Source organism: Mycobacterium sp. 20KCMC460 (assembly GCF_022179425.1).
Classification (GTDB): domain Bacteria; phylum Actinomycetota; class Actinomycetes; order Mycobacteriales; family Mycobacteriaceae; genus Mycobacterium; species Mycobacterium kiyosense.
In genome coordinates this window covers 2,527,904-2,546,441 of the sequence record NZ_AP025524.1, presented here as the reverse complement: position 1 = coordinate 2,546,441, position 18,538 = coordinate 2,527,904, and the positions used below count along the sequence as shown (strand labels likewise).

Genomic DNA, 18,538 nt, shown 5'->3' with positions numbered 1-18,538 from the left:
GCGCTCAATCGGCGTGGCAAAGATCTCAGGCCCACGCCGGCGAAACCGACTCGGCAGCTCCCCGCAATCCGCTGCGACCCGTCGCCCGCCCCGCACCGCAGCGGCCGTCGGCGGCCTGCACGCCGACCCCGCCGAGGCGCTGAAGCCCTTGTCACACAACAACAGTGTGGTGACTGCGTTGACTGCTTCCGCGCATCCGGGGGCTGTTTGTACGGATTGCGACCGGAATTATCCGCATTCGGTAGCGACTGCGCCGAATGGCCGCTGCCGCGGGAGCGGCCGATGCTAAATTCCGCCTCGCCGGCAAACACAGGGATTGGAATCGCGATGTCATATGTAGTCGCCGCTCCGGAGTTGGTGAACGCGGCAGTCGGGGATTTGGGCAACATCGCCTCGTCGATCGACGCAGCCAGGTCGGCTGTAGGGGGTGCGACGACGTCGGTCGCCGCGGCCGGTGCCGACGAGATATCGGAGGCCATCGCGGCGCTGTTCAATGCCCACGCGCAGTCCTTCCAGGCGGTCAGCAGCCAGGCCGCGGCCTTCCACAACCAGTTCCTGCAGACCCTGTCGACGAGCGCGTCGTCCTACGCCAGCGCCGAGGCCACCAACCTGGCCGGCCTGATCGCCAACCCCCACTTCGAACTGTTCGGCGTCCTGCTCGTCGGTGACGGCACCAACGGCACCGCCGCCAATCCCAACGGCGGCAACGGCGGCCTGTTGTGGGGCAACGGCGGCACCGGCTACACCCAGACCGGCGCTTCCGGGCTGGCCGGCGGTCGCGGCGGCAACGCCGGGCTGATCGGCAACGGCGGCCGCGGGGGCAACGGCGGCTACGGCGCAGCCGGTGGCGCCGGGGGTACCGCCGGCTGGCTCTACGGCAACGGCGGCACCGGCGGAAACGGCGGCGCGGCGATGGCGGGCTTCAACGGTGGCTTGGCGGGAACCGGCGGAAGCGGGGGCGGCGGCCTGCTGTTCGGCAACGGCGGCGCGGGCGGCCAGGGCGGTACCGGGCTGGCCGGGACGGGCGTCACCACGCCCGGCGGCGGAACGGCGGCCGCCGGCACCGCGGGCACCAACGCCACCGGCACCACGGGTGTCACCGGCACCGGCGGCGGCACCGGCACAGACGGGACGCTGGGGCAGACCGGCGGCGCGGGGGGCAGCGGCGGCAGCGCCACCTCCTCCGGCAACAACGTCCAGAATTACTCCGGGACGGGCGGCCGCGGCGGCGACGGGGGCATGGGCGGCTCCGGCGCCGACGCCTCGGCGCTCAATGCGGGCGGTGTCGGCGGTCACGGCGGTTCCGGCGGGAATGCCGGCCTGCTGTTCGGCAACGGCGGCGCGGGCGGCCAGGGCGGCGCCGGCGGCGTCGGTGGGAGCGGTGGCACGGGCGCGGCGGGCGGCGGCGGCGGTGCGGGAGGCGCCGCGAGCGTCAGCTTCAACAACCAGTTCGCGAATGGGGTCGCGACCGGCGGCAACGGTGGCACCGGCGGCACCGGGGGGACGGGCGGCGCTGGCGCGACCGGCGGTCTCGGCGGCGACGGCGGTAACGGTGGCCGCGGCGGGTTCCTCGTGGGTATCGGCGGCGACGCAGGAAACGGTGGCATCGGTGGTGTAGGCGGGGTCGGCGGCAGCGGCGGTACCGGCGGCGTTGGCGGTGCCGGTGGCGGCGCCGCCGTGACCGGCAATGCCACTCCTCTCATTGCCAACGGCGGCGTCGGCGGCGACGGTGGCACCGGAGGCGACGGCGGCACCGGCGGGGTCGGCGGCAACGGCGGCGCGGCCGGAAGCGCGGGAGCCGGCGGTCTGCTGGGCTACGCGGGCGCCAGTGGCTCCGGCGGGACGGGCGGGATCGGTGGTCACGGGGGCGCGGCGGGGAGCCCGGGCGCAGCAGCCGCGGGTGGCGCCGCAACGGGTTCACTTAGCGCGGCCAAGACCCCCGGAGCGTCCGGCGATCCCGGCGATGTGGGCAGCTTCGGCGCCCAGGGCGCAACCGGAGCCAACGGCTGACCTGTCCGGCCAAGCGGCACGGTTCTCACTTCTCTACTGTTCGGAGATATTCTCTGTAGAGCAGACAGAAGGGGGTCGCGGTGACAGCCGTGTTCGAACATGTCCGCCGCGGCATGATCCCCGCGCACATCTACAACGACAAAGAGATCTTCGCGCTGGAGAAGGAACGGTTGTTCAGCCGTGCCTGGATGTTCGTCGGGCACGAATCGGAGATCCCGCACGACGGCGACTACGTGGTGCGCCGGGTACTTGACGATTCGTTCATCATCACCCGCGACTCGCACGGCCGGATCCGCGCCCTGTTCAATATGTGCCTGCACCGCGGCATGCAGGTGTGCCGTGCCGAAATGGGCAACGCCTCCAATTTCCGCTGCCCGTATCACGGTTGGACCTACCGCAACGACGGCCGGCTCACCGGTCTGCCGTTCCACCGCGAGGCCTACGGCGGCGACGCCGGCTTCGCTAAGGGCCAATCTCTATTGCCCGCACCGAGTTTCGCGACCTACAACGGGCTGATGTTCGTCAGCCTCGATGCGCAGGCCCCGCCGCTGACCGACTTCCTCGGCGACTTCGCGTTCTATCTGGATTTTTACAGCAAGCAGAGCGACCGGGGCCTGGAAGTGCGCGGGCCGCAACGGTGGCGGATCAAGGCGAACTGGAAGATCGGCGCCGAGAACTTCTCCGGCGACATGTACCACACCCCGCACACCCACGCCTCGATCGTCGAGATCGGGCTGTTCCGGGAACCCAAGGCGCAGAAACGCAAAGACGGCGCCACCTACTGGGCGCACCGCGGCGGCGGCACCACCTACAAGCTGCCGCCGGGCGGCTTCGAGGAACGCATGCGCTACGTCGGCTACCCCGACGAGATGATCGACCGGATCAAACAGGTCTGGTCGCCACGTCAGCAACAGGTGGTCGCCGACGACGGCTTCATGTTCTCGGCGGCCACCTGCTTTCCCAATCTGAGCTTCGTGCACAACTGGCCGAAACTGCCCGGCAGCGACCAGGTGCTGCCGTTCATCTCGATCCGGCAGTGGCAACCGATCAGCGAGAACGAAACCGAGGTGTACTCGTGGTTCGCGGTGGACGCCGCGGCACCCGAGCAGTTCAAAAAGGACTCCTACAAGGCGTATCTGATGTGCTTCGGGTCCACCGGCATGTTCGAGCAGGACGACGTGGAGAACTGGGTCTCGCTGACCACCACCGCGGGCGGCGCGATGGCCCGTCGGTTGCTGCTCAACAGCCGGATGGGCCTGCTCGAAGACGACAGCCCCGTCATCGCCGAACTGTCGCCGGAGTCCTTCCACGGGCCCGGACGCGCGCAGGTCGGCTACAACGAATACAACCAACGCGAGCTGCTCAAACTGTGGGCGCAGCAACTGGAGTCGGCATGAAGAAGCCGTTGCCGTTCAACGATATTCGCCACCTGGAGGCGCACCAGTTCCTGGTCGACGAGGCCTACCTGCTGGATGCCCAGCAGTACGAGGCGTGGCTGGACACCATGACCGACGACATCCGCTACGTGATGCCGGTGCGGGTCACCACCGCGCGCGGCGCCGGATTCGACACCTCGCCCGGGATGGACCATTTCGACGAAGACAAGTACTCGCTGAGTCACCGGGTGGCGCGGATGGGCACCGAGCACGCCTGGGCCGAGGACCCGCCGTCGCGGCTGCGGCACTTCATCACCAACGTGCGAACCTTCGAATGCGACGATCCCACCGAGTTGCTCGTCGAATCCGCCGAACTGCTGTTCCGCAGCCGCGGCGACGTCAACGAGAGCGCATTGTTGTCCTGCGGCCGCAAGGATGTGCTGCGGCGGTGCGATCACGGCTGGAAGCTGGCCCGCCGCAACATCTTTGCCGACGAGTCGGTGCTGCGGATGCAGAACCTGGCGGTGTTCCTGTGAACCCGGTCGGCGAGCCCATCACCGTCGCAAACGAATTCACCGAGGTGACGGTGCAGCGGGTGGACACCCGCAATGGGTCGCGGCTGCTGATCATCGCGCCGCGAAGTGGGCGGCAGATCACCCTGGACGCCCTAGAAGTCGAGGCATTGACCTGGCAAAATCCCCGTACGCTGGCGGCCATGGTGGGAAGCGCGCAGACCCCGTTGTTGCCGGACGACCCGCAACCATGACCGGCTGGCTCGAGGCAAAGCGCGCCCTGGTCGTGGGGGCGGGCTCCGGAATCGGCCGGGCGGTGCTCGACGCGTTCCTTGCCGAGGGCGCGGAAATTGCTGTGCTGGAACGTGATCGGGACAAGTGCGCACGGCTGCGCGAGGAGCTTCCCGACGTTGCGGTGATCGAGGGTGACGCCGTCACCCGCGAGGCCAACGAGCGTGCTGTTGCCGCGACGGTGGACCGCTACGGCGGCCTGGACACCCTGGTGAACTGCGTCGGGGTGTTCGACTTCTACCGCAAGCTCTCCGACATCGGCTCCGCGGCGCTGTCCCCCGCGTTCGACGAGATGTTCCGCACCAACGTGCTCAGCCACCTGCAGTCGGTCCAGGCGGCGCTGCCCCGGTTGCGCGAAGGAACGGGACCCTCGATCGTGCTGACCGAGTCCACGTCCGCCTACTATCCGGGTCGCGGCGGCGTGCTGTACGTGTCGTCCAAGTTCGCGGTGCGCGGGCTGGTGACGGCGCTGGCGTACGAACTGGCGCCGCAAGTGCGGGTCAATGGCGTCGCACCCGGCGGAACCTTGAACACCGACCTGCGCGGGCTGGCCAGTCTGGGCCTCGACGAGGTGCGCCTGGACGACTCTCCGGATCGCGCAACCGATCTGGCCGCCCGCACCCCGCTGCATGTCGCACTGTCCGGCGAGGATCACGCGTGGAGTTATGTGTTCCTGGCCTCCGACCGGTCCCGCGGCGTCACCGGCGAGACCGTGCACCCCGACGGGGGTTTCCGGCTTGCTTGAACAGCAGCGCTCGTTGCTCGCCCAGGCCTGCCGGGTCGCAGCGGCCCGCGGCCTGGTCGACGGCATGCTGGGGCATCTGAGCCTGCGGGTGGACGACGAGCGGCTGCTGATCCGGTGCCGCAGCGACACCGACACCGGAGTGGCCTACACCCGGCCCGACGACATCCGGCTGGTGACCTTCGACGGAAACCCCGGTGCCGCAGGCGAACTCGACGGCTACCGGGTGCCCAACGAACTGCCGATCCACACCGAGACGATGCGGGCCGACCCGCGGCATCGGGCCGTCGCGCACCTGCACCCGCCGGAGGTGGTGGCCGCGGACCTGGCCGGCATCACCCTGCGCCCCATCTACGGGGCGTACGACATCCCGGGCGCCCGACTGGCCCGTGGCGGCGTCCCCGTGTACGAACGCGCAGTACTGATCCGCAATGCGCGCCTGGGCCGGCAGATGGTGACGGCGATGGGCGACGCCTCGGTGGTGATCTGCCGCGGACACGGCATCACCAGCACCGCCGGCACCGTCGAAGAGGCCGTGCTGCAGGCGATCGGCCTCAACGAACTCGCCCGCATGTCGCTGCGGGTGCGCGCCGCCGGCGGAACCCTGCACGATATCGCCGACGAGGACTGGGACGACTTGCCGGACCTGGGCTCCGGTTTCAACGTCGAATCAGCCTGGCGGCACGAGGTCGCACGGTTGCGCGATCAACCGAGCTGATCGCCGATCTGCTTGGCGGCCTTGACAAGTGCGGCCGCCACTGCCGGATATTGCTTGGCCGGCAACCGGTTCTGCGGCGCCGCGGCATTCAGCGCCAGCAGCAGCCCCGGAGCCCGCGTCGGTATCGGCACCGCAACCGAGGCGACGCCTTCCTCGCTCTCCTCGCGGTTGGTGGCGTAACCCTGCGCGCGGATGCGGGACAGCTCGGCTTCCAGCCGGCTGCGGCTGCCGATCGACCGAGAAGTGATGGTGGCCAACGACTCGTCCGGAAGCAATTGGCGCAGTTCAGTTTCCGGTAGCTGAGCCAACAGCACCTTGCCCGTCGAGGTACAGTGCGCCGCCATGGTGCGGCCCAGCCGGGAGGCCACCCGCACCGCCCTGGGCCCCTCGATCGCCGCCACGAAACGCACCTCGGCACCATCGAGCATCCCGACGTGGATGGACTCCCCCAACCGCTCGCTTAGCTCCCGCATCACCGGCAGCGCGGCCCGCTGAATGTCGATCCGCCCGAAAATGGCGAAGGCCACGCTGGTCAGCGCCGGGCCGGGCAGGTACGCCTTGGTGGCTGGGTCCTGACGGACGAATCCGCGATATGCCAGCATCGCCAGCAGTCGGTGGGCGGTGGACGAGGCCACCCCCAGGTACCGGGTCGCCTCGCTGAGCCGGATCTGCGGTTGCTCACCCAGCAGCAACAGCAGCTTCAGCGCGTTGTCCACCGACTCGATCGGGTACTGCGGCGGCTCATTCCGCATTCGTCGAGCCTATCGCCCGAGCTGCGGGGTGCCCGACATGGTGGCCACTGCAACAGTTCTCGTCAAAACGGCATATTGTCCGCAAAACCCGGCTACCGTTTGCGCAGCGTCGCGTTGCCGGGTGGTCGGGGAATCATGACTGGTAGGCAACGCGGCGCGCTTTTGCGTCCGGCCGAACAGGCGGCTGATGGCAACCTCGAAAGGACTGAGCCATGAGTTTCTTCACGCTGCCTCCGGAAGTCAACTCGCTGCGGATGTTCGTGGGCGCCGGTTCAGCGCCGATGCTGGCTGCCGCCGCCGCCTGGTCGGGTCTGGCCGACGAGCTGGGCACCGCCGCCGAGTCCTTTGCGTCGGTGACCTCGGGACTGGGGCAGGCGTGGCAGGGGCAGGCAGCGGCCGCCATGTCCAACGCGGCGGCGCCGTACACGAGTTTTCTCAGTGCCGCGGCGGCTCGCGCGGCGGGAGCGGCCGGCCAGGCCGAGGCCGTGGCGAGCGCCTTCGAGGCGGCGCAGCAGGCGACGATTCATCCGCTGGCGGTGGCCGCCAACCGCAATGCGTTTGTGCAGCTGGTGGTGTCGAACCTGTTCGGCCAGAACGCACCGGCGATCGCCGCAGCGGAGAGCATCTACGAGCAGTTCTGGGCCGCCGACGTGGCGGCGCTGGTCGGCTATCACGGCGGGGCGTCGGCGGCGGCGACGGCCCTGACCTCCTGGCAGGACGCGCTGGCCGGCCTGGCCACCTTGAACACCAGCATCGGCAACACCGGCGCCTGGAATCTGGGCATCGGAAACCTCGGCAACCAGAATTTCGGCAGCGGCAACTGGGGCAATGCCAACTTCGGCAGCGGCAACGACGGCAACGCGAACCTGGGCAGCGGAAACCTCGGTAATGCCAACCTGGGCAGCGGCAACTGGGGCAACCTGAACTTCGGCAGCGGCAACGCCGGCTTCACCAACCTGGGCAACGGGAATGTCGGCAACCTCAACTTCGGCAGCGGCAACGGGCACTGGGACCAGTTCTCCGGTTCCTCCAACAACGGCAACCTCGGCAGCGGAAACTGGGGCGACAACAACCGAGGGTTCGGAAATCTCGGCAACACCAATTTCGGCAGCGGCAATACCGGCTCGTTCAACCTGGGTAGCGGCAACACCGGCGATAACAATGTCGGGTTCGGCAACAAAGGGCTGTGGAACGTCGGCTTCGGCAATCACGGCAACAACAACGTCGGCTTCGGGCTCACCGGCGACAACCAGGTAGGTATCGGTGCGCTCAATACGGGCGTAGGAAACTTCGGGTTCGGCAACACGGGCAACAACAACATTGGCTTCTTCAATTCGGGCGACAACAACGTTGGCTTCTTCAACTCCGGAAACGGCAACCACGGTTTCGGAAACGCCGGCAGCACCAACACCGGCTTCTGGAACGCGGGGTCGGTGAACACCGGCTTCAGCAACGGCGGTGACTACAACTTCGGCAGCGGTAACGCCGGCAGTCAAAATATGGGCGCCGGAAATGCGTTCTTCGGCAACGTCGGGTTCGGGAACTCCACATCCGGCAGCACCGGCGCGTTCAACAGTGGTTACTTCGGGGACTACTACTCCTACCTCGGCAACAACACCGGCTTCTTCAACTCGGGCTACTTCGACACGGGGATGTTCAATTCGGGCAGCGTCAATACCGGAATATTCAACTCCGGCAACTTCATTACCGGAATCGGCCACTCGGACACTCCGGTAGGGGCGGTCAGTTCGGGTTTCGGTACCTCCGGCACCTATGTGTCCGGTTTCTTCAACACGGGCAGCGCCACGTCCGGCTTCTACAATGTGTCGACGGCTTCGGACGGCCAGACATCGGGTTTCTTCAACACCGACGGCAGAGGCCTCGCGGGCTTCAACAACACCGGGCTCGGCAGCGCGGGTTTCTTCAACTCCGGCGACCACGTCGCCGGGATATCCAACCCTGGCGTCTACAGCTCGGGCGTGAACGTTTCGGGCACCGGCAGCTCGGGCGGCTGGAACAACGGCGACGACCAGTCCGGATTCTTCAATTAGCCTGTGCCCGAACATCACAGCTTCATATAGAGTCCGGCGACACTGCACGAGCCTTCGCCGAGCGCCGCCGTACCGGCCTTAGCCTGATCAGCAATCTGCCGCAGATTCAGGAGAAGTCACGTGGGCGAGTTCGACCGGCGGCGACTCCTCATTGCGTTGGCGGCAACGGTGGCGGTCGGCGGACTCTCCCGGTACCCGCAGGCCCGTGCCGATCTGCGGCCGCTGTCACCGTCCCCGGACCCCGGATCGCGTGTCGAGTTGCCCGGCGGCGGCGCAGTGAAAACGTTGCCCGGCAACGGCAATCTGCTGGCGTGGACCGTCGATGACGGTTCCAACTCCGAGGTGGTGCGGCTCTACACCCAGTTCGCCAAAGACACCGGCGTGCGCCTGACCTATTTCGTCACCGCCAGCTACCGGTCGTGGACGGAGAACGCCGCGCTGCTGCGACCGCTCGTCGATTCGGGTCAGATCCAGCTGGGCAACCACACCTGGACACACCCTGACCTGACCACGCTGTCGAAAAGCCAGGTCGCAGAAGAACTCAAGAGCACCGATGCCTTCCTGCGGAATACCTACGGCGTGGACGCCACGCCGTACTACCGGCCTCCCTACGGCCGGCACAACGCGATGGTCGACGCGGTTGCCGCCGACCTGGGCTACCGGGCTCCGACGCTGTGGTCGGGCGACCTGCGGGATTCGGCACTGCTGCCCGAGGCCGACATCGTCAGGATGGCGTATCGGAGCTTCGTCGCCCAGAACATCGTGATCGGCCACCTCAATCATCCTCCGGTCACCCACGTTTACGGGCAACTGGTCGACATCATCCGGTCCCGCGGGTTGCACACCGTGACGCTCAACGACGTCTTCCTGCGACCCCAGAACCCGCGTCAGAACGTCAAAGGTTCTGCGTGACTTGCTGTTTAGCCCACCGGTAGTCGGCCTTACCGGACGGTGAGCGCTGCACCTCGGTGCAGAAGATCACCTCTTTGGGCAGCTTGTAGCGGGCGATATGCCGGGACGCCTCGGCGATGATGCTGTCGGCCAACGCTTTTCGGTCGGTCTGCGCGTCGGCTGCCGGCTGCACCAGTGCGACGACCTCGCTGCCCCACCGCTCGCTGGGGCGGCCGGTGACGACGACGTCATACACGGCCGGGTGCTCGTGAATCGCGGCCTCGACCTCCTCGGCGAAAATCTTCTCGCCGCCGGAGTTGATGGTGACCGAATCCCGGCCCAGCAGTTCGATTCCCCCGTCGGCTGCCCAGCGCGCCCGATCACCGGGCACCGAGTGCCGGATCCCCTCGATGACGGGAAAGGTGCGCGCCGTCTTCTGCGGGTCGCCGAGGTACCCCAGCGGGATCGGGCCCTGCTGGGCCAGCCAGCCGATCTCGTCGTCGCCGGGGGTCAGGATCCGCGTCAGATCCTCGCTGACGACCACCGCGCCCGGATTCGGCGCGAACCGTCCCGACCCGCTCTGGTTGCGACTGGAAACCTGGCCCATCTGTGCGCCGGACTCCGAGGACCCGCCCGCGTCCAGGATGGTCAACTGCGGTAGCAACTCCACGAACCGCTGCTTGAGGGGTGCGCTCAGCGCGGCCCCGCCGGTGACCAGCACCCACAGGCCGGACAGGTCGTAGGAACCGGCTTCGAGTTCGTCGAGCAGCGGCCGGCCGAAGGCGTCGCCGACGATCGACAACGACACCACCCGTTCGCGGCTCGCGATCGTCCAGACTTCGGCCGGATCGAGGTGGGTGGTCGTCGGGGCCATTACGAACGGCCGCCCGCCACACAGGTTGACGAATGCCGCCCACTGCGCCGCGCCGTGCATCAGCGGTGCCGCCGTCATCGAGCCGGGTCCGTCCGGCCGGGACCGCTCCACGATCTCGGCGAGACTGGCCACCGATTCGCCCGAACCGAAGGTGCGTCCGCCCATGGCATTCATGTAGATGTCGTGCTGACGCCACAGCACCGCCTTGGGCAGGCCGGTGGTTCCGCCGGTGTAGAGCATGTACAGGTCGTCCGGAGACGGCACCACGTCGGTCAGCGGCTCGTCGGAGACCGATGCCAGCAGTTCCTCGTAGCGCACCGCGCCCGGTAGCGGGTCGTGGCCGGATTCGTCGTCGACGTGGATCAGCCGCGGCCGTCGGTGCATCGCGGTCAGTGCGTCGGCGAGCGTCGGCGCAAAACGTGCCTGGTAAAGCAGGGCGTCGGCGCCCGCGTTGCCGATCAGGTAGACCAGTTCGTCGGCGACGTAGCGGTAGTTCACGTTGAACGGCGCCACCCGGGCCTGGTAGGCACCGATCATCGCCTCCAGGAACTCGTTGCAGTTGGCCAGGTAGATGCCGAGGTGGCTCTGGCCGGATTCGTGCGGGGCCAACTGGCGACGTTCCCGGTGTGCGCCCAATCCCCAGCCGTGCAGCGCCCGGGCGAAACGGCGGGCGCGTTCGTCGGTCTGGGCGAAGGTTAAACGCCGGTCGCCGAACACGATTGCCACGCGGTCCGGGTTGGCGGCCGCCACCGCCGAAAACACTTGGGCGAGGTTGAATTCCATGGCATCTCCTGCGCCGTGTGAGGTCGCGACGTCTGCGAGGGTATCGGCAGCACAAACTTTGATCCCGTTGCGCCGACGGAACTACCGCCGGTCAGGCATCCTTTACCCATGGATGCCCACGCCCTGCTGGATTCGATACCACCGCTCGCGGTCTATCTGGTGGTCGGTGGTGTGGTCGGGTTGGAGAGCCTGGGCATCCCGTTACCTGGGGAGATCGTCCTGGTCACCGCCGCGCTGATGTCGTCGCACCACGAACTGGCGGTCAACCCGATCGGTGTCGGCGCCGCCGCGGTGATCGGCGCGGTCATCGGCGACTCGATCGGCTATTCGATAGGCCGCCGGTTCGGGATGCCGCTGTTCGACCGGCTCGGGCGCCGCTTCCCCAAGCACTTCGGACCCGGGCACGTGATGTTGGCCGAACGCACCTTCAACCGGTGGGGGGTACGCGCGGTGTTCTTCGGCCGGTTCATCGCGCTGTTGCGCATCTTCGCCGGCCCGCTGGCCGGCGCGCTGAAAATGCCCTATCCCCGCTTCCTGGCGGCCAACGTCTCCGGCGGCATCTGCTGGGCCGGCGGCACCACCGCGCTGGTCTACTTCGCCGGCGAGGCCGCCGAGAAGTACATGTCGCGGTTTTCCTGGGTCGCGCTGGTTATCGCCCTGATCTGCGGCGTTACCGCCGCGATCCTGATGCGCGAGCGTACCTCGCGCGCCATCGCCGAACTCGAGGAAGAACACCAGCGCAAGACGGACGCTGCCGCGGCGTCCTGATTCACCGGTGCCGTTCGATCAGGTCGCTGGCCATCGCCTGGGCACGACGGGCCGCCTGTGCGTCGCCGACGGCGGCGAGGATGATGGCCCCCTTCATCAGGATCTGCCACGACCAGGCGAAATCCTCCAAATCCCGGAGTCCGGCGGCCGCCGCGCGCTCCCGTACGATCGCCCGGACGTTGTCGATGTGGGCGACGCTGGCCTGCCCGGCGGGGTGATCGGGGCCCAACTCCAGCAGCACGTTGATGAAGGAGCACCCCTCGTAGCCGTCGCGGTTCTGGAACCAGTCGTGCAGGACGTCGAAGATGGCCAGCAACTGATCTTCGGCCGTGCTGCCCCGCAGCGCCGACTGCTCCTCGACCAGGCCGTGGGTCCAGAGTTGTTCGCGACGCTCCAATACCGCCAGTACCAGCGCGTTCTTCGTCGCGAAGTGGCGGTAGAGGGTGGCTTTGGCGACCCCGGCACGCTCGATGACTTCGTCGGTGCCCACCGCGCGAATGCCGCGTCGGCTGAACAACTCGTAGGCGGCGCCCAGTATGCGTTCGCGGGCGGGGATGGCAGGCACGGAAGGACCCGTGGCGTCGAGGGATGGCATAACTTGTCTCAGCGTAATCACAGCTCCGACGTATAGACAGACCGCCCTGTCTTGTTATACAACTGAGATCCACAGGGCGATCTTCTGTCTGTCTTCAGACCGCAGGACGGGCAATCCATCGCGGCGCTAATTCCGGCGCCAGTCGATTAGGAGTGCACGATGAGCCTGGCTATTGCAGAAACCTTTTCCACTCACCTGACCTTGAGCACACGGCTGGTGTGCGAACTCGGAGATCCGCGCAGCACGCTGCGCGCGACCACCGACCGCAGCGGTCAGGCCGTAGTGATCCACGCCGGCGGCGAGATCGACGCCTGCAACGAGCGCACCTGGCACCGCCTGGTGACCGAAGCGGCCACCACCGCCACTGCGCCGGGTCCGTTCGTCGTCGACGTCACCGAGGTCGACTTCATGGCCTGTTGCGCGTACGCGGTGCTGGTCGAGGCCGCCGAACAGTGCCACGAGCGCGGTGTCGAGCTGCGCCTGGTGAGCCGCGCGCCGATCGTCGCGCGAATTGTGCAGGCCTGCGGGCTGGATTCGCTGCTACCGATCTACCCGTCGGTGGACGCCGCCCTGACTGGCCGCTAGCCAGTCCGGCTGCAGTAGGCGATCAAGCCGCCCCACCGCAGCGCGCGCCGTTCGCAACCAGTTCGTGGCCAGCCTCCGCCGGCGGCGGCCCCACCTCGAGCACGGATCGCACCGCCGCGCGCAGGTAGTTACGCACCACCGGCATGCCGTGTTGGTGCCCGCGCAGCCCGATCCACTTGGGCAGGTCGATGATGCAGGTGGCGATCAAGTCGACGGCGCTGACATCGCTTCGCCCCCAGAGGTTTTCGGCCAGCTTCGCCATCACGGCGGCGAGTTCGTTATCCAGCGCCCGCAACTGTTCGGCGACCGCAGGCGGCATCGGCTGACTCACCACGTCGGCGCGCCGAACGGTCATCAGGCAAGCAGAGGATCCCGGAAACATCTTCGGGTACAGCAGCGAAGTCTCCGCAGCGGCATGTACCGCATCGATCGGCGCACTGCCGGGTGCGTCCCTGGCCTCGTCGACCAGGCTCGTCAGCAGGTCCAGGAAGCGGCGTTCCGCGCGTATCCACACGCGGCCGAGCAATCCTCCACGCGACTCGAATGCCCGGTAGATCCCGCCGTTGGACACACCGGTGACTTTGGTGAGCGCGCGAATCGTCACGGCTTCGATACCGTCCTGGGCGACCAAGTCCTCGGCGGAATCCAGGACGTAGTCGTGGTGGTGCAGGCGGGGACTCGACACCGTCAGATCGCTCCTTCCTTGCGCATCCTGGCAATTGTCCCGAAGTGCACGGCTTCCTACAGGGAAATCGCAAAGATAGTCAAAGTAATTCGGCTCGGCGCTGCCCGGCAGGTTTGTGCCGCCGTTGCCCGGGTAGCTTGCGGGCATGAGCTCTGGACGCCCCTCGGACAACCTCCCGACTGTGGGTGTGGAGGAGGAATTCCTGCTCGTCGACCCGGACACCGGCGAGCCGGCGCCGCGGAACCGGGCGGTGGCCGTCGAGGCCGAACGCCGCGGAGTCGAATTGCAGCTCGAGCTGAGTAGCTGCCAGGTCGAGACCACCTCGCCCGTCGTCGACTCCGCCGGGGAACTGCGGGAGCAGCTCACCAGGTTGCGCCGCACCGCGGCTGAGGCAGCCGAAGCTGCCGGGGTCCGGTTGCTCGCACTGGGTCTGCCGCCGGTCACCCCGCACGAATTCCCGGTCACCGACACCCCGCGGTACCGGCGGATCGGCGAGCGATTCGGGATGGTCGCGCACGAGCAGGGTATCTGCGGGTGCCATGTGCACGTGCAGGTGCCCGACCGGGCGGCGGCCGTCCACGCCGGCAACTGGCTGCGACCGTGGTTGCCGACATTGCTTGCTTTGTCGGCGAATTCGGCGATCTACCGTAACGCCGACACCGGCTACGCGAGCTGGCGCAGCGTGCTGTGGCGGCGCTGGCCGGTGGCCGGTGCACCGCCGTACTTCGACTCGCCCGACGACTACGACCGCACGGTGCGGATGTTCGTCGACTCCGGGGTGCTGCTGGATGCCGGCATGGTCTATTGGGACGTACGACCGTCAGCGGACTTCCCGACCGTCGAGGTCCGCGTCGCCGACGTGCCGGCCACGGTCGCCGAGACGGTGTTGCTGGCCACCTTGATCCGGGCCGCGGTGATGACGGCCGTCGACGAGCGTGACCGCGCCGTCGTGCAACCGCCGCCGGGGGTGTTGCGGGCCGCGTACTGGAAGGCCGCACACGACGGATTGGACGGCAACACACTGGATTTGGTGGCCGGTCAGGGCGCCGTGCCGACCCGCGATCAGTTGGCCGCGCTGGTGCGACGCGTGCGTCCGGCGCTGGATGCGTTGGACGCTTACGGCCAGGTTGTCGACGAGCTCGACCGGCTGAGCAGGGACGGCAACGGGGCGATGCGGCAGCTGCGGGCCTGGCGCCGTCGCCAAGAGGTGATGGACGTCGTCGAGCAGGCCACCGCCACCACCGTCAGCTGAATCTTCACAGGGTGAGCAGCCGGTACAGGCCGATCAGCCCGACCACCACGATGCTGGCGCGCAACGCGTTTGGCGAGAGCCGACGTCCGTAGCGGGCCCCGAACAATCCGCCGATCAGCGAACCCACCGCGATCAAACCGGCGACCGGCCAGCTGATGCGATCCCAGGCGACCAGCGTGTAGCCAACCGCGGCAACGATATTCACCATCAGCGTGAGCAGGTTCTTGGCGGCGTTCATACGCTGTACGGATTCGGGGAGCAGCGCACCCATCACGCCGACCAGCAGAATGCCTTGCGCTGCAGTGAAATAGCCGCCGTAGACGCCGACCGCGAAGGTGCCCACCACCAGCGTCGCCATCCGCGCGGGGCTGACGTGATGCGCCGAACGTCCGGCCTGCTGGGCCCGTCGGCTCGACCAGGACTGGATCCGCGGGCCGAGCACCACCAGGATCAGCGCCGAGATCAGCAGCACTGGCACGATCCGGGTGAACACATTCTCGGGCAGGTGCAGCAGCAGGTAGGCGCCCAGCATGGCGCCGGTCAGCGATGCGGGGATCTGCCAGCGCAGCCGGTCCCCCTGGCCGCGCAGTTCGGCGCGGTATCCCCAGGTGCCCGACACTCCCCCGGCGACCAGACCGACGGCGTTGGACATGGTGGCCGTGACCGGCGGATAGCCGAGCGCGACCAGCGTCGGGAAGGTGATCAAGGTGCCTGAGCCAACGAGCGCGTTGATCGCACCGGCACCCAGACCGGCCAGCCCGATCAGCACCATGTGGGAAACCGACACCGGGAAACCCTAGACGAGCGGGCCGTAGAGCCGAAATCAGCGGCCGCTCAGGCGTTGTCGGCCCGAGCAGCCGCTGACTTGGTCGTTCAGCTGCCGGTGTAGGGGATCTGCGGCAGGTTGGGCAGGTTCTTCAAAGACGGCAGCGGGCCGCCCTGCTGGAACAGCTGCACCGCGGCGTTCTGGCCGTTGGTGTCGGCGACCCAGTCGCGCACCTGGGTGTAGAGGGTGGTGCTGGCCTGGGTGGCCAGCTTGGCCGCGAGGTCATACATCGTCATGTTGGTGCCCGGGACCAGCTGGGCGCCGCGCGGGGTGTGTGGGCCGTCCTTGTTCAAAGTGCTGTGGCACTCCTGGAAGCCGGGCGGCGGCCCGCCGGCCGGGCAGCCCTCCAAGGGGAACTGCTGCGCGAAGTCGATGCTGTAGTAGCCGGTGTGCAGGTCGGCGGGGAAGTCGGCCGGGTTGCAGGTCGGGAAGATCTGCGGGGCGATCCGGTCCAGTTGGCCGATCGCGACATTCTCGTCGACCCAGTTGGAGTGCGCGTAGAAGTCCTGTTGGGTGTGCAGCAGGGCGCCGAACGCGGCCCGGGCGCCGGGCCCGTCGGCCTCGGTGTTGCCGTTGAGCACCGATCCGCTCAGGACTATGGGCGAGAAGGTGTCCCAGGCCTGCTTCGCCCGGTTGCAGATGTCGACCGGGTTGATCGAGTTGTCCAGGTGGCGGAACTCGTCGGTGGCGTAGGCGTCACTGCCCATCGCGCCACCGCCGGGCGGCGGGCCGATGAGGATCTGGTTGACCGCCAGCTGACTGACCTGGTCGCCGGGCAGAGCATTGCGCGTAATGGTCTCGTGGTACTTGACGTAGAAGGCCTGAGCCCGTGGTGCGAACACGCCGAGAGAAGTGACAGCGGCGAGGCCGGCCACAACCGCGACGAGGACGCCCAGCGGGTGCCTGCGGGTTAGCGTCATCAGAACTCCGTGCTAGTAGGGACCTTGAAAAACGCGTTACGTGCGTGTTTGTAGACGTTTCCTCAAGAACCCTACGAAATCAATAAGGATTCAGCGATATCAGCATGGGCGAATCCAACCAGAGGGTATTGGACAAGTGCCGAGTAAAGGTTCGGATTGCCGGCAACGCCAATCACCGACAAATCACAACCGCGCTAATACCCTTGTGCACCTTGATGATTCGATGTTTCGCGGCGAAAACCAGGAATCGCAACAATGGTCTTGGATAGGCGATTGATATGAACTCAATATGCGCGACCAGAGTGTGCACCTGCAATAGTTTCTAGAGGTACGGCAGTGTGGTGGTCCGATAGGTTTCGGAGACGTCGCCGAGGAGCTCGGTGAATTTGGCCTGCAGGGTCGCGGTGGCGTCGCCGACCGGCCGGTCGCAGAACCTGCAGTGCGCGACGAACTGCACGTGCTCGCCGTCGCCCGGCCAGAACCGGCGTGGCCCAACCGCAGCCCCGGGGTCGTACTGGACCGACTGATGCGCGCTCTCGCGCAGGATCCGGCCGACGGGATGGGTTTGCGGGCATTCGAGTTTCAGCGTTCCGATTCCTTCGGAGAAGCTCATCGCCGGCCGCCTTCCGCTACACGTCGCTGGCCGTGTACCGGGTCTTGACCGGCGGCGCCGCCAGCAGCGGAGGAAGCTGCGTCAGACGGCCCTCGCCGGCCCGGAAACGGCGGTACGCCTCGTCGTGATCCACCGACTCCCAGACTTCGTAGATCAGCCAGTGCGCCTCGTCGTCCTCGTCGATCCACACGTCGGTCTGCAGATTTCCTCCGAACGCGCGGGTGTCCTGCAGGGCGCGGCCCATCAGCTCGCGGCCCGCCGATACCGACTCGGGCTTGAATCGCAACTCGAGAATCACCGTGACCGACATCGTCGCCTCCCCTTCTGCCGCCGACGAGCGGCGCCGAGCGGGATCGTACTTCGCGCCAGGCCGGCATCGTCAACCGGCGTCGGCGCCACGTCATTCTTTGAATTTTGTTCGTCTGGATTTCGCCTTACGTCATGCGGATGCCGCTTCGAACACACAGACTGACGCCGTCAGCGACCACGCGCCGAAAGGAACCGCGTCAGATGCCACTACCGCGCTGGATGCTGGGACTGCCCATTCTGGTCGCGGCTGCCGTGTTCAGCGGCACCGCGACGGCCGGCGCCTCCCCGGTTGACGACGCGTACCTTGCTCAGCTTCGCGCTGCCGGTTTCGCGTGGGGACCCGAACACGACAATGCCGTCGTCGGGATGGGTCATTTGATCTGCGACGACCTGTACTGGGGCTGGTCGCCGGACCGGATCGCCCAAGAGGTGCACGCGAACCTGGACGGCAGGGGCGTCACGTTCGGCCAAGTCTCGTCGATGATCGACATTGCCCGGGCGAATTACTGCAACTGGTAACGCCGGGCGCGCTGCAACGGGTTACGAGGGTGGTCCCGGCTGGGATCGAACCAGCGACCTTCCGCGTGTGAAGCGGACGCTCTTCCACTGAGCCACGGGACCGGCGCCGAGAGGCGAACGACGTCGAACACTAGCACGACCGTCGTACCGGCCGGGCGGGCCAGGTGGTCCGGAAGGGTATGGCGAAGGGTGTGGCGAGCATCGCGACACGGCGCGGACCAAGGAATTTGTGTGCGCTCGCACACTGGACTATCGTCGTGCTTCGCACCGGGCGACGATCTCGCCCGTTGCGCGCGGATGTAGCGCAGTTGGTAGCGCATCACCTTGCCAAGGTGAGGGTCGCGGGTTCGAATCCCGTCATCCGCTCGGTGCAAGTGGCATCAACCCCAGCGGTGGAGTGGCCGAGTGGTGAGGCAACGGCCTGCAAAGCCGTGCACACGGGTTCGATTCCCGTCTCCACCTCCAA

At 67.3% G+C, this 18,538-nt stretch carries 20 protein-coding genes, 3 tRNA genes and 1 pseudogene; 15 read left to right on the top strand and 9 right to left on the bottom strand.

Features of this window, described 5'->3' with window-relative positions; translation table 11 throughout:
- The first annotated feature begins 327 nt into the window (after positions 1-327).
- The 6 genes from MKCMC460_RS12035 (at position 328) to MKCMC460_RS12010 (ending at position 5,649) form a co-directional block, all read left to right on the top strand.
- Positions 328-2,010 carry a PE family protein gene (locus MKCMC460_RS12035; protein WP_238305767.1) on the top strand — a complete coding sequence of 561 codons (1,683 nt, stop codon included), beginning with the start codon at positions 328-330 and terminating at the stop codon, positions 2,008-2,010.
- A gap of 113 nt (positions 2,011-2,123) precedes the next feature.
- Positions 2,124-3,407, top strand: coding sequence for an aromatic ring-hydroxylating dioxygenase subunit alpha (locus MKCMC460_RS12030; RefSeq protein ID WP_236984230.1), 1,284 nt, complete (start codon positions 2,124-2,126; stop codon positions 3,405-3,407).
- Positions 3,404-3,922 (top strand): 3-phenylpropionate/cinnamic acid dioxygenase subunit beta, encoded by a 519-nt coding sequence (locus MKCMC460_RS12025; RefSeq protein ID WP_236976241.1) that lies wholly within the window; start codon positions 3,404-3,406, stop codon positions 3,920-3,922. The genes MKCMC460_RS12030 and MKCMC460_RS12025 overlap by 4 nt, the downstream gene beginning before the upstream one ends.
- Entirely contained in the window at positions 3,919-4,152 is a 234-nt protein-coding gene (locus MKCMC460_RS12020; protein WP_236976243.1) for a dihydrodiol dehydrogenase, read from the top strand. The genes MKCMC460_RS12025 and MKCMC460_RS12020 overlap by 4 nt, the downstream gene beginning before the upstream one ends.
- Positions 4,149-4,934, top strand: a complete 786-nt coding sequence (gene hcaB, locus MKCMC460_RS12015; RefSeq protein WP_236976245.1) for a 3-(cis-5,6-dihydroxycyclohexa-1,3-dien-1-yl)propanoate dehydrogenase — start codon at positions 4,149-4,151, stop codon at positions 4,932-4,934. The genes MKCMC460_RS12020 and hcaB overlap by 4 nt, the downstream gene beginning before the upstream one ends.
- Positions 4,927-5,649, top strand: a complete 723-nt coding sequence (locus tag MKCMC460_RS12010) for a class II aldolase/adducin family protein (RefSeq protein WP_255730666.1) — start codon at positions 4,927-4,929, stop codon at positions 5,647-5,649. Before hcaB ends, MKCMC460_RS12010 begins: the two co-directional genes overlap by 8 nt.
- Here the strand turns inward: MKCMC460_RS12010 and MKCMC460_RS12005 are convergent.
- Positions 5,637-6,401, bottom strand: coding sequence for an IclR family transcriptional regulator (locus tag MKCMC460_RS12005; RefSeq protein ID WP_236976248.1), 765 nt, complete (start codon positions 6,399-6,401; stop codon positions 5,637-5,639). The genes MKCMC460_RS12010 and MKCMC460_RS12005 overlap by 13 nt on opposite strands.
- Before the next feature lie 212 nt (positions 6,402-6,613).
- Here MKCMC460_RS12005 and MKCMC460_RS12000 point away from each other — a divergent pair.
- The 3 genes and pseudogenes from MKCMC460_RS12000 to MKCMC460_RS11995 form a co-directional block, all read left to right on the top strand.
- Positions 6,614-7,882, top strand: a pseudogene (locus MKCMC460_RS12000) (PPE family protein); the annotation flags it as partial.
- 18 nt (positions 7,883-7,900) lie between these two features.
- Positions 7,901-8,452, top strand: coding sequence for a hypothetical protein (locus tag MKCMC460_RS31765; protein ID WP_370653167.1), 552 nt, complete (start codon positions 7,901-7,903; stop codon positions 8,450-8,452).
- A 120-nt stretch (positions 8,453-8,572) separates the two neighbouring features.
- Positions 8,573-9,364, top strand: coding sequence for a polysaccharide deacetylase family protein (locus MKCMC460_RS11995; RefSeq protein ID WP_236976254.1), 792 nt, complete (start codon positions 8,573-8,575; stop codon positions 9,362-9,364).
- Here MKCMC460_RS11995 and MKCMC460_RS11990 read toward each other — a convergent pair.
- On the bottom strand, positions 9,348-11,000 hold the full coding sequence (locus MKCMC460_RS11990; protein WP_236976255.1) for an acyl-CoA synthetase: 1,653 nt from the start codon (positions 10,998-11,000) through the stop codon (positions 9,348-9,350). The genes MKCMC460_RS11995 and MKCMC460_RS11990 overlap by 17 nt on opposite strands.
- A gap of 108 nt (positions 11,001-11,108) precedes the next feature.
- Here MKCMC460_RS11990 and MKCMC460_RS11985 point away from each other — a divergent pair, with 108 nt between their 5' ends.
- Positions 11,109-11,768: a DedA family protein gene (locus MKCMC460_RS11985; RefSeq protein WP_236976256.1), complete on the top strand. Its 660-nt coding sequence runs from the start codon at positions 11,109-11,111 to the stop codon at positions 11,766-11,768.
- A gap of 1 nt (position 11,769) precedes the next feature.
- On the opposite strand, the gene MKCMC460_RS11980 is transcribed toward MKCMC460_RS11985, so the two are convergent.
- Positions 11,770-12,363 (bottom strand): TetR/AcrR family transcriptional regulator, encoded by a 594-nt coding sequence (locus MKCMC460_RS11980; RefSeq protein ID WP_236976257.1) that lies wholly within the window; start codon positions 12,361-12,363, stop codon positions 11,770-11,772.
- Positions 12,364-12,522: 159 nt separating this feature from the next.
- On the opposite strand from MKCMC460_RS11980, the gene MKCMC460_RS11975 reads away from it, so the two are divergent.
- The gene (locus MKCMC460_RS11975; RefSeq protein ID WP_236976259.1) at positions 12,523-12,948 is read left to right on the top strand and encodes an anti-sigma factor antagonist; all 426 of its coding nucleotides are present in this window, start codon (positions 12,523-12,525) and stop codon (positions 12,946-12,948) included.
- 22 nt (positions 12,949-12,970) lie between these two features.
- Here the strand turns inward: MKCMC460_RS11975 and MKCMC460_RS11970 are convergent, their stop codons facing one another.
- Positions 12,971-13,633, bottom strand: coding sequence for a TetR/AcrR family transcriptional regulator (locus MKCMC460_RS11970; RefSeq protein WP_236976260.1), 663 nt, complete (start codon positions 13,631-13,633; stop codon positions 12,971-12,973).
- Positions 13,634-13,778: 145 nt separating this feature from the next.
- Between MKCMC460_RS11970 and MKCMC460_RS11965 the strand changes: the two genes are divergently transcribed.
- Positions 13,779-14,885 carry a glutamate--cysteine ligase gene (locus MKCMC460_RS11965; protein ID WP_236976261.1) on the top strand — a complete coding sequence of 369 codons (1,107 nt, stop codon included), beginning with the start codon at positions 13,779-13,781 and terminating at the stop codon, positions 14,883-14,885.
- A 4-nt stretch (positions 14,886-14,889) separates the two neighbouring features.
- On the opposite strand, the gene MKCMC460_RS11960 is transcribed toward MKCMC460_RS11965, so the two are convergent.
- The 4 genes from MKCMC460_RS11960 to MKCMC460_RS11945 form a co-directional block, all read right to left on the bottom strand.
- Positions 14,890-15,672, bottom strand: a complete 783-nt coding sequence (locus MKCMC460_RS11960) for a sulfite exporter TauE/SafE family protein (protein WP_236976262.1) — start codon at positions 15,670-15,672, stop codon at positions 14,890-14,892.
- An 86-nt stretch (positions 15,673-15,758) separates the two neighbouring features.
- Entirely contained in the window at positions 15,759-16,631 is an 873-nt protein-coding gene (locus MKCMC460_RS11955; RefSeq protein ID WP_238305765.1) for a hypothetical protein, read from the bottom strand.
- A gap of 322 nt (positions 16,632-16,953) precedes the next feature.
- Positions 16,954-17,244 (bottom strand): hypothetical protein, encoded by a 291-nt coding sequence (locus tag MKCMC460_RS11950; RefSeq protein WP_236976265.1) that lies wholly within the window; start codon positions 17,242-17,244, stop codon positions 16,954-16,956.
- A gap of 16 nt (positions 17,245-17,260) precedes the next feature.
- Complete coding sequence (locus MKCMC460_RS11945) at positions 17,261-17,554, bottom strand: putative quinol monooxygenase (RefSeq protein WP_236976269.1); 294 nt, start codon at positions 17,552-17,554, stop codon at positions 17,261-17,263.
- A 200-nt stretch (positions 17,555-17,754) separates the two neighbouring features.
- Between MKCMC460_RS11945 and MKCMC460_RS11940 the strand changes: the two genes are divergently transcribed.
- Complete coding sequence (locus MKCMC460_RS11940; protein WP_236976271.1) at positions 17,755-18,072, top strand: DUF732 domain-containing protein; 318 nt, start codon at positions 17,755-17,757, stop codon at positions 18,070-18,072.
- 30 nt (positions 18,073-18,102) lie between these two features.
- Here the strand turns inward: MKCMC460_RS11940 and MKCMC460_RS11935 are convergent.
- A tRNA-Val gene (locus tag MKCMC460_RS11935) sits at positions 18,103-18,174 on the bottom strand.
- Positions 18,175-18,365: 191 nt separating this feature from the next.
- Between MKCMC460_RS11935 and MKCMC460_RS11930 the strand changes: the two genes are divergently transcribed.
- Together MKCMC460_RS11930 and MKCMC460_RS11925 are read left to right on the top strand one after the other, a co-directional pair.
- A tRNA-Gly gene (locus tag MKCMC460_RS11930) sits at positions 18,366-18,438 on the top strand.
- A gap of 25 nt (positions 18,439-18,463) precedes the next feature.
- Positions 18,464-18,537, top strand: a tRNA-Cys gene (locus tag MKCMC460_RS11925).
- Position 18,538: the final 1 nt, after the last annotated feature.

Coding starts and splice junctions, on each gene's coding strand:
- MKCMC460_RS11990 (WP_236976255.1), bottom strand. CDS start 11,000: ATGGAATTCAACCTCGCCCAAGTGTTTTCGGCGGTGGCGGCCGCCAAC.
- MKCMC460_RS11940 (WP_236976271.1), top strand. CDS start 17,755: ATGCCACTACCGCGCTGGATGCTGGGACTGCCCATTCTGGTCGCGGCT.
- MKCMC460_RS12030 (WP_236984230.1), top strand. CDS start 2,124: ATGATCCCCGCGCACATCTACAACGACAAAGAGATCTTCGCGCTGGAG.
- MKCMC460_RS11950 (WP_236976265.1), bottom strand. CDS start 17,244: ATGAGCTTCTCCGAAGGAATCGGAACGCTGAAACTCGAATGCCCGCAA.
- MKCMC460_RS12025 (WP_236976241.1), top strand. CDS start 3,404: ATGAAGAAGCCGTTGCCGTTCAACGATATTCGCCACCTGGAGGCGCAC.
- MKCMC460_RS11980 (WP_236976257.1), bottom strand. CDS start 12,363: ATGCCATCCCTCGACGCCACGGGTCCTTCCGTGCCTGCCATCCCCGCC.
- MKCMC460_RS31765 (WP_370653167.1), top strand. CDS start 7,901: ATGGGCGCCGGAAATGCGTTCTTCGGCAACGTCGGGTTCGGGAACTCC.
- MKCMC460_RS11945 (WP_236976269.1), bottom strand. CDS start 17,554: ATGTCGGTCACGGTGATTCTCGAGTTGCGATTCAAGCCCGAGTCGGTA.
- hcaB (WP_236976245.1), top strand. CDS start 4,149: ATGACCGGCTGGCTCGAGGCAAAGCGCGCCCTGGTCGTGGGGGCGGGC.
- MKCMC460_RS11985 (WP_236976256.1), top strand. CDS start 11,109: ATGGATGCCCACGCCCTGCTGGATTCGATACCACCGCTCGCGGTCTAT.
- MKCMC460_RS12035 (WP_238305767.1), top strand. CDS start 328: ATGTCATATGTAGTCGCCGCTCCGGAGTTGGTGAACGCGGCAGTCGGG.
- MKCMC460_RS12005 (WP_236976248.1), bottom strand. CDS start 6,401: ATGCGGAATGAGCCGCCGCAGTACCCGATCGAGTCGGTGGACAACGCG.
- MKCMC460_RS11965 (WP_236976261.1), top strand. CDS start 13,779: ATGAGCTCTGGACGCCCCTCGGACAACCTCCCGACTGTGGGTGTGGAG.
- MKCMC460_RS11955 (WP_238305765.1), bottom strand. CDS start 16,631: ATGACGCTAACCCGCAGGCACCCGCTGGGCGTCCTCGTCGCGGTTGTG.
- MKCMC460_RS11975 (WP_236976259.1), top strand. CDS start 12,523: ATGAGCCTGGCTATTGCAGAAACCTTTTCCACTCACCTGACCTTGAGC.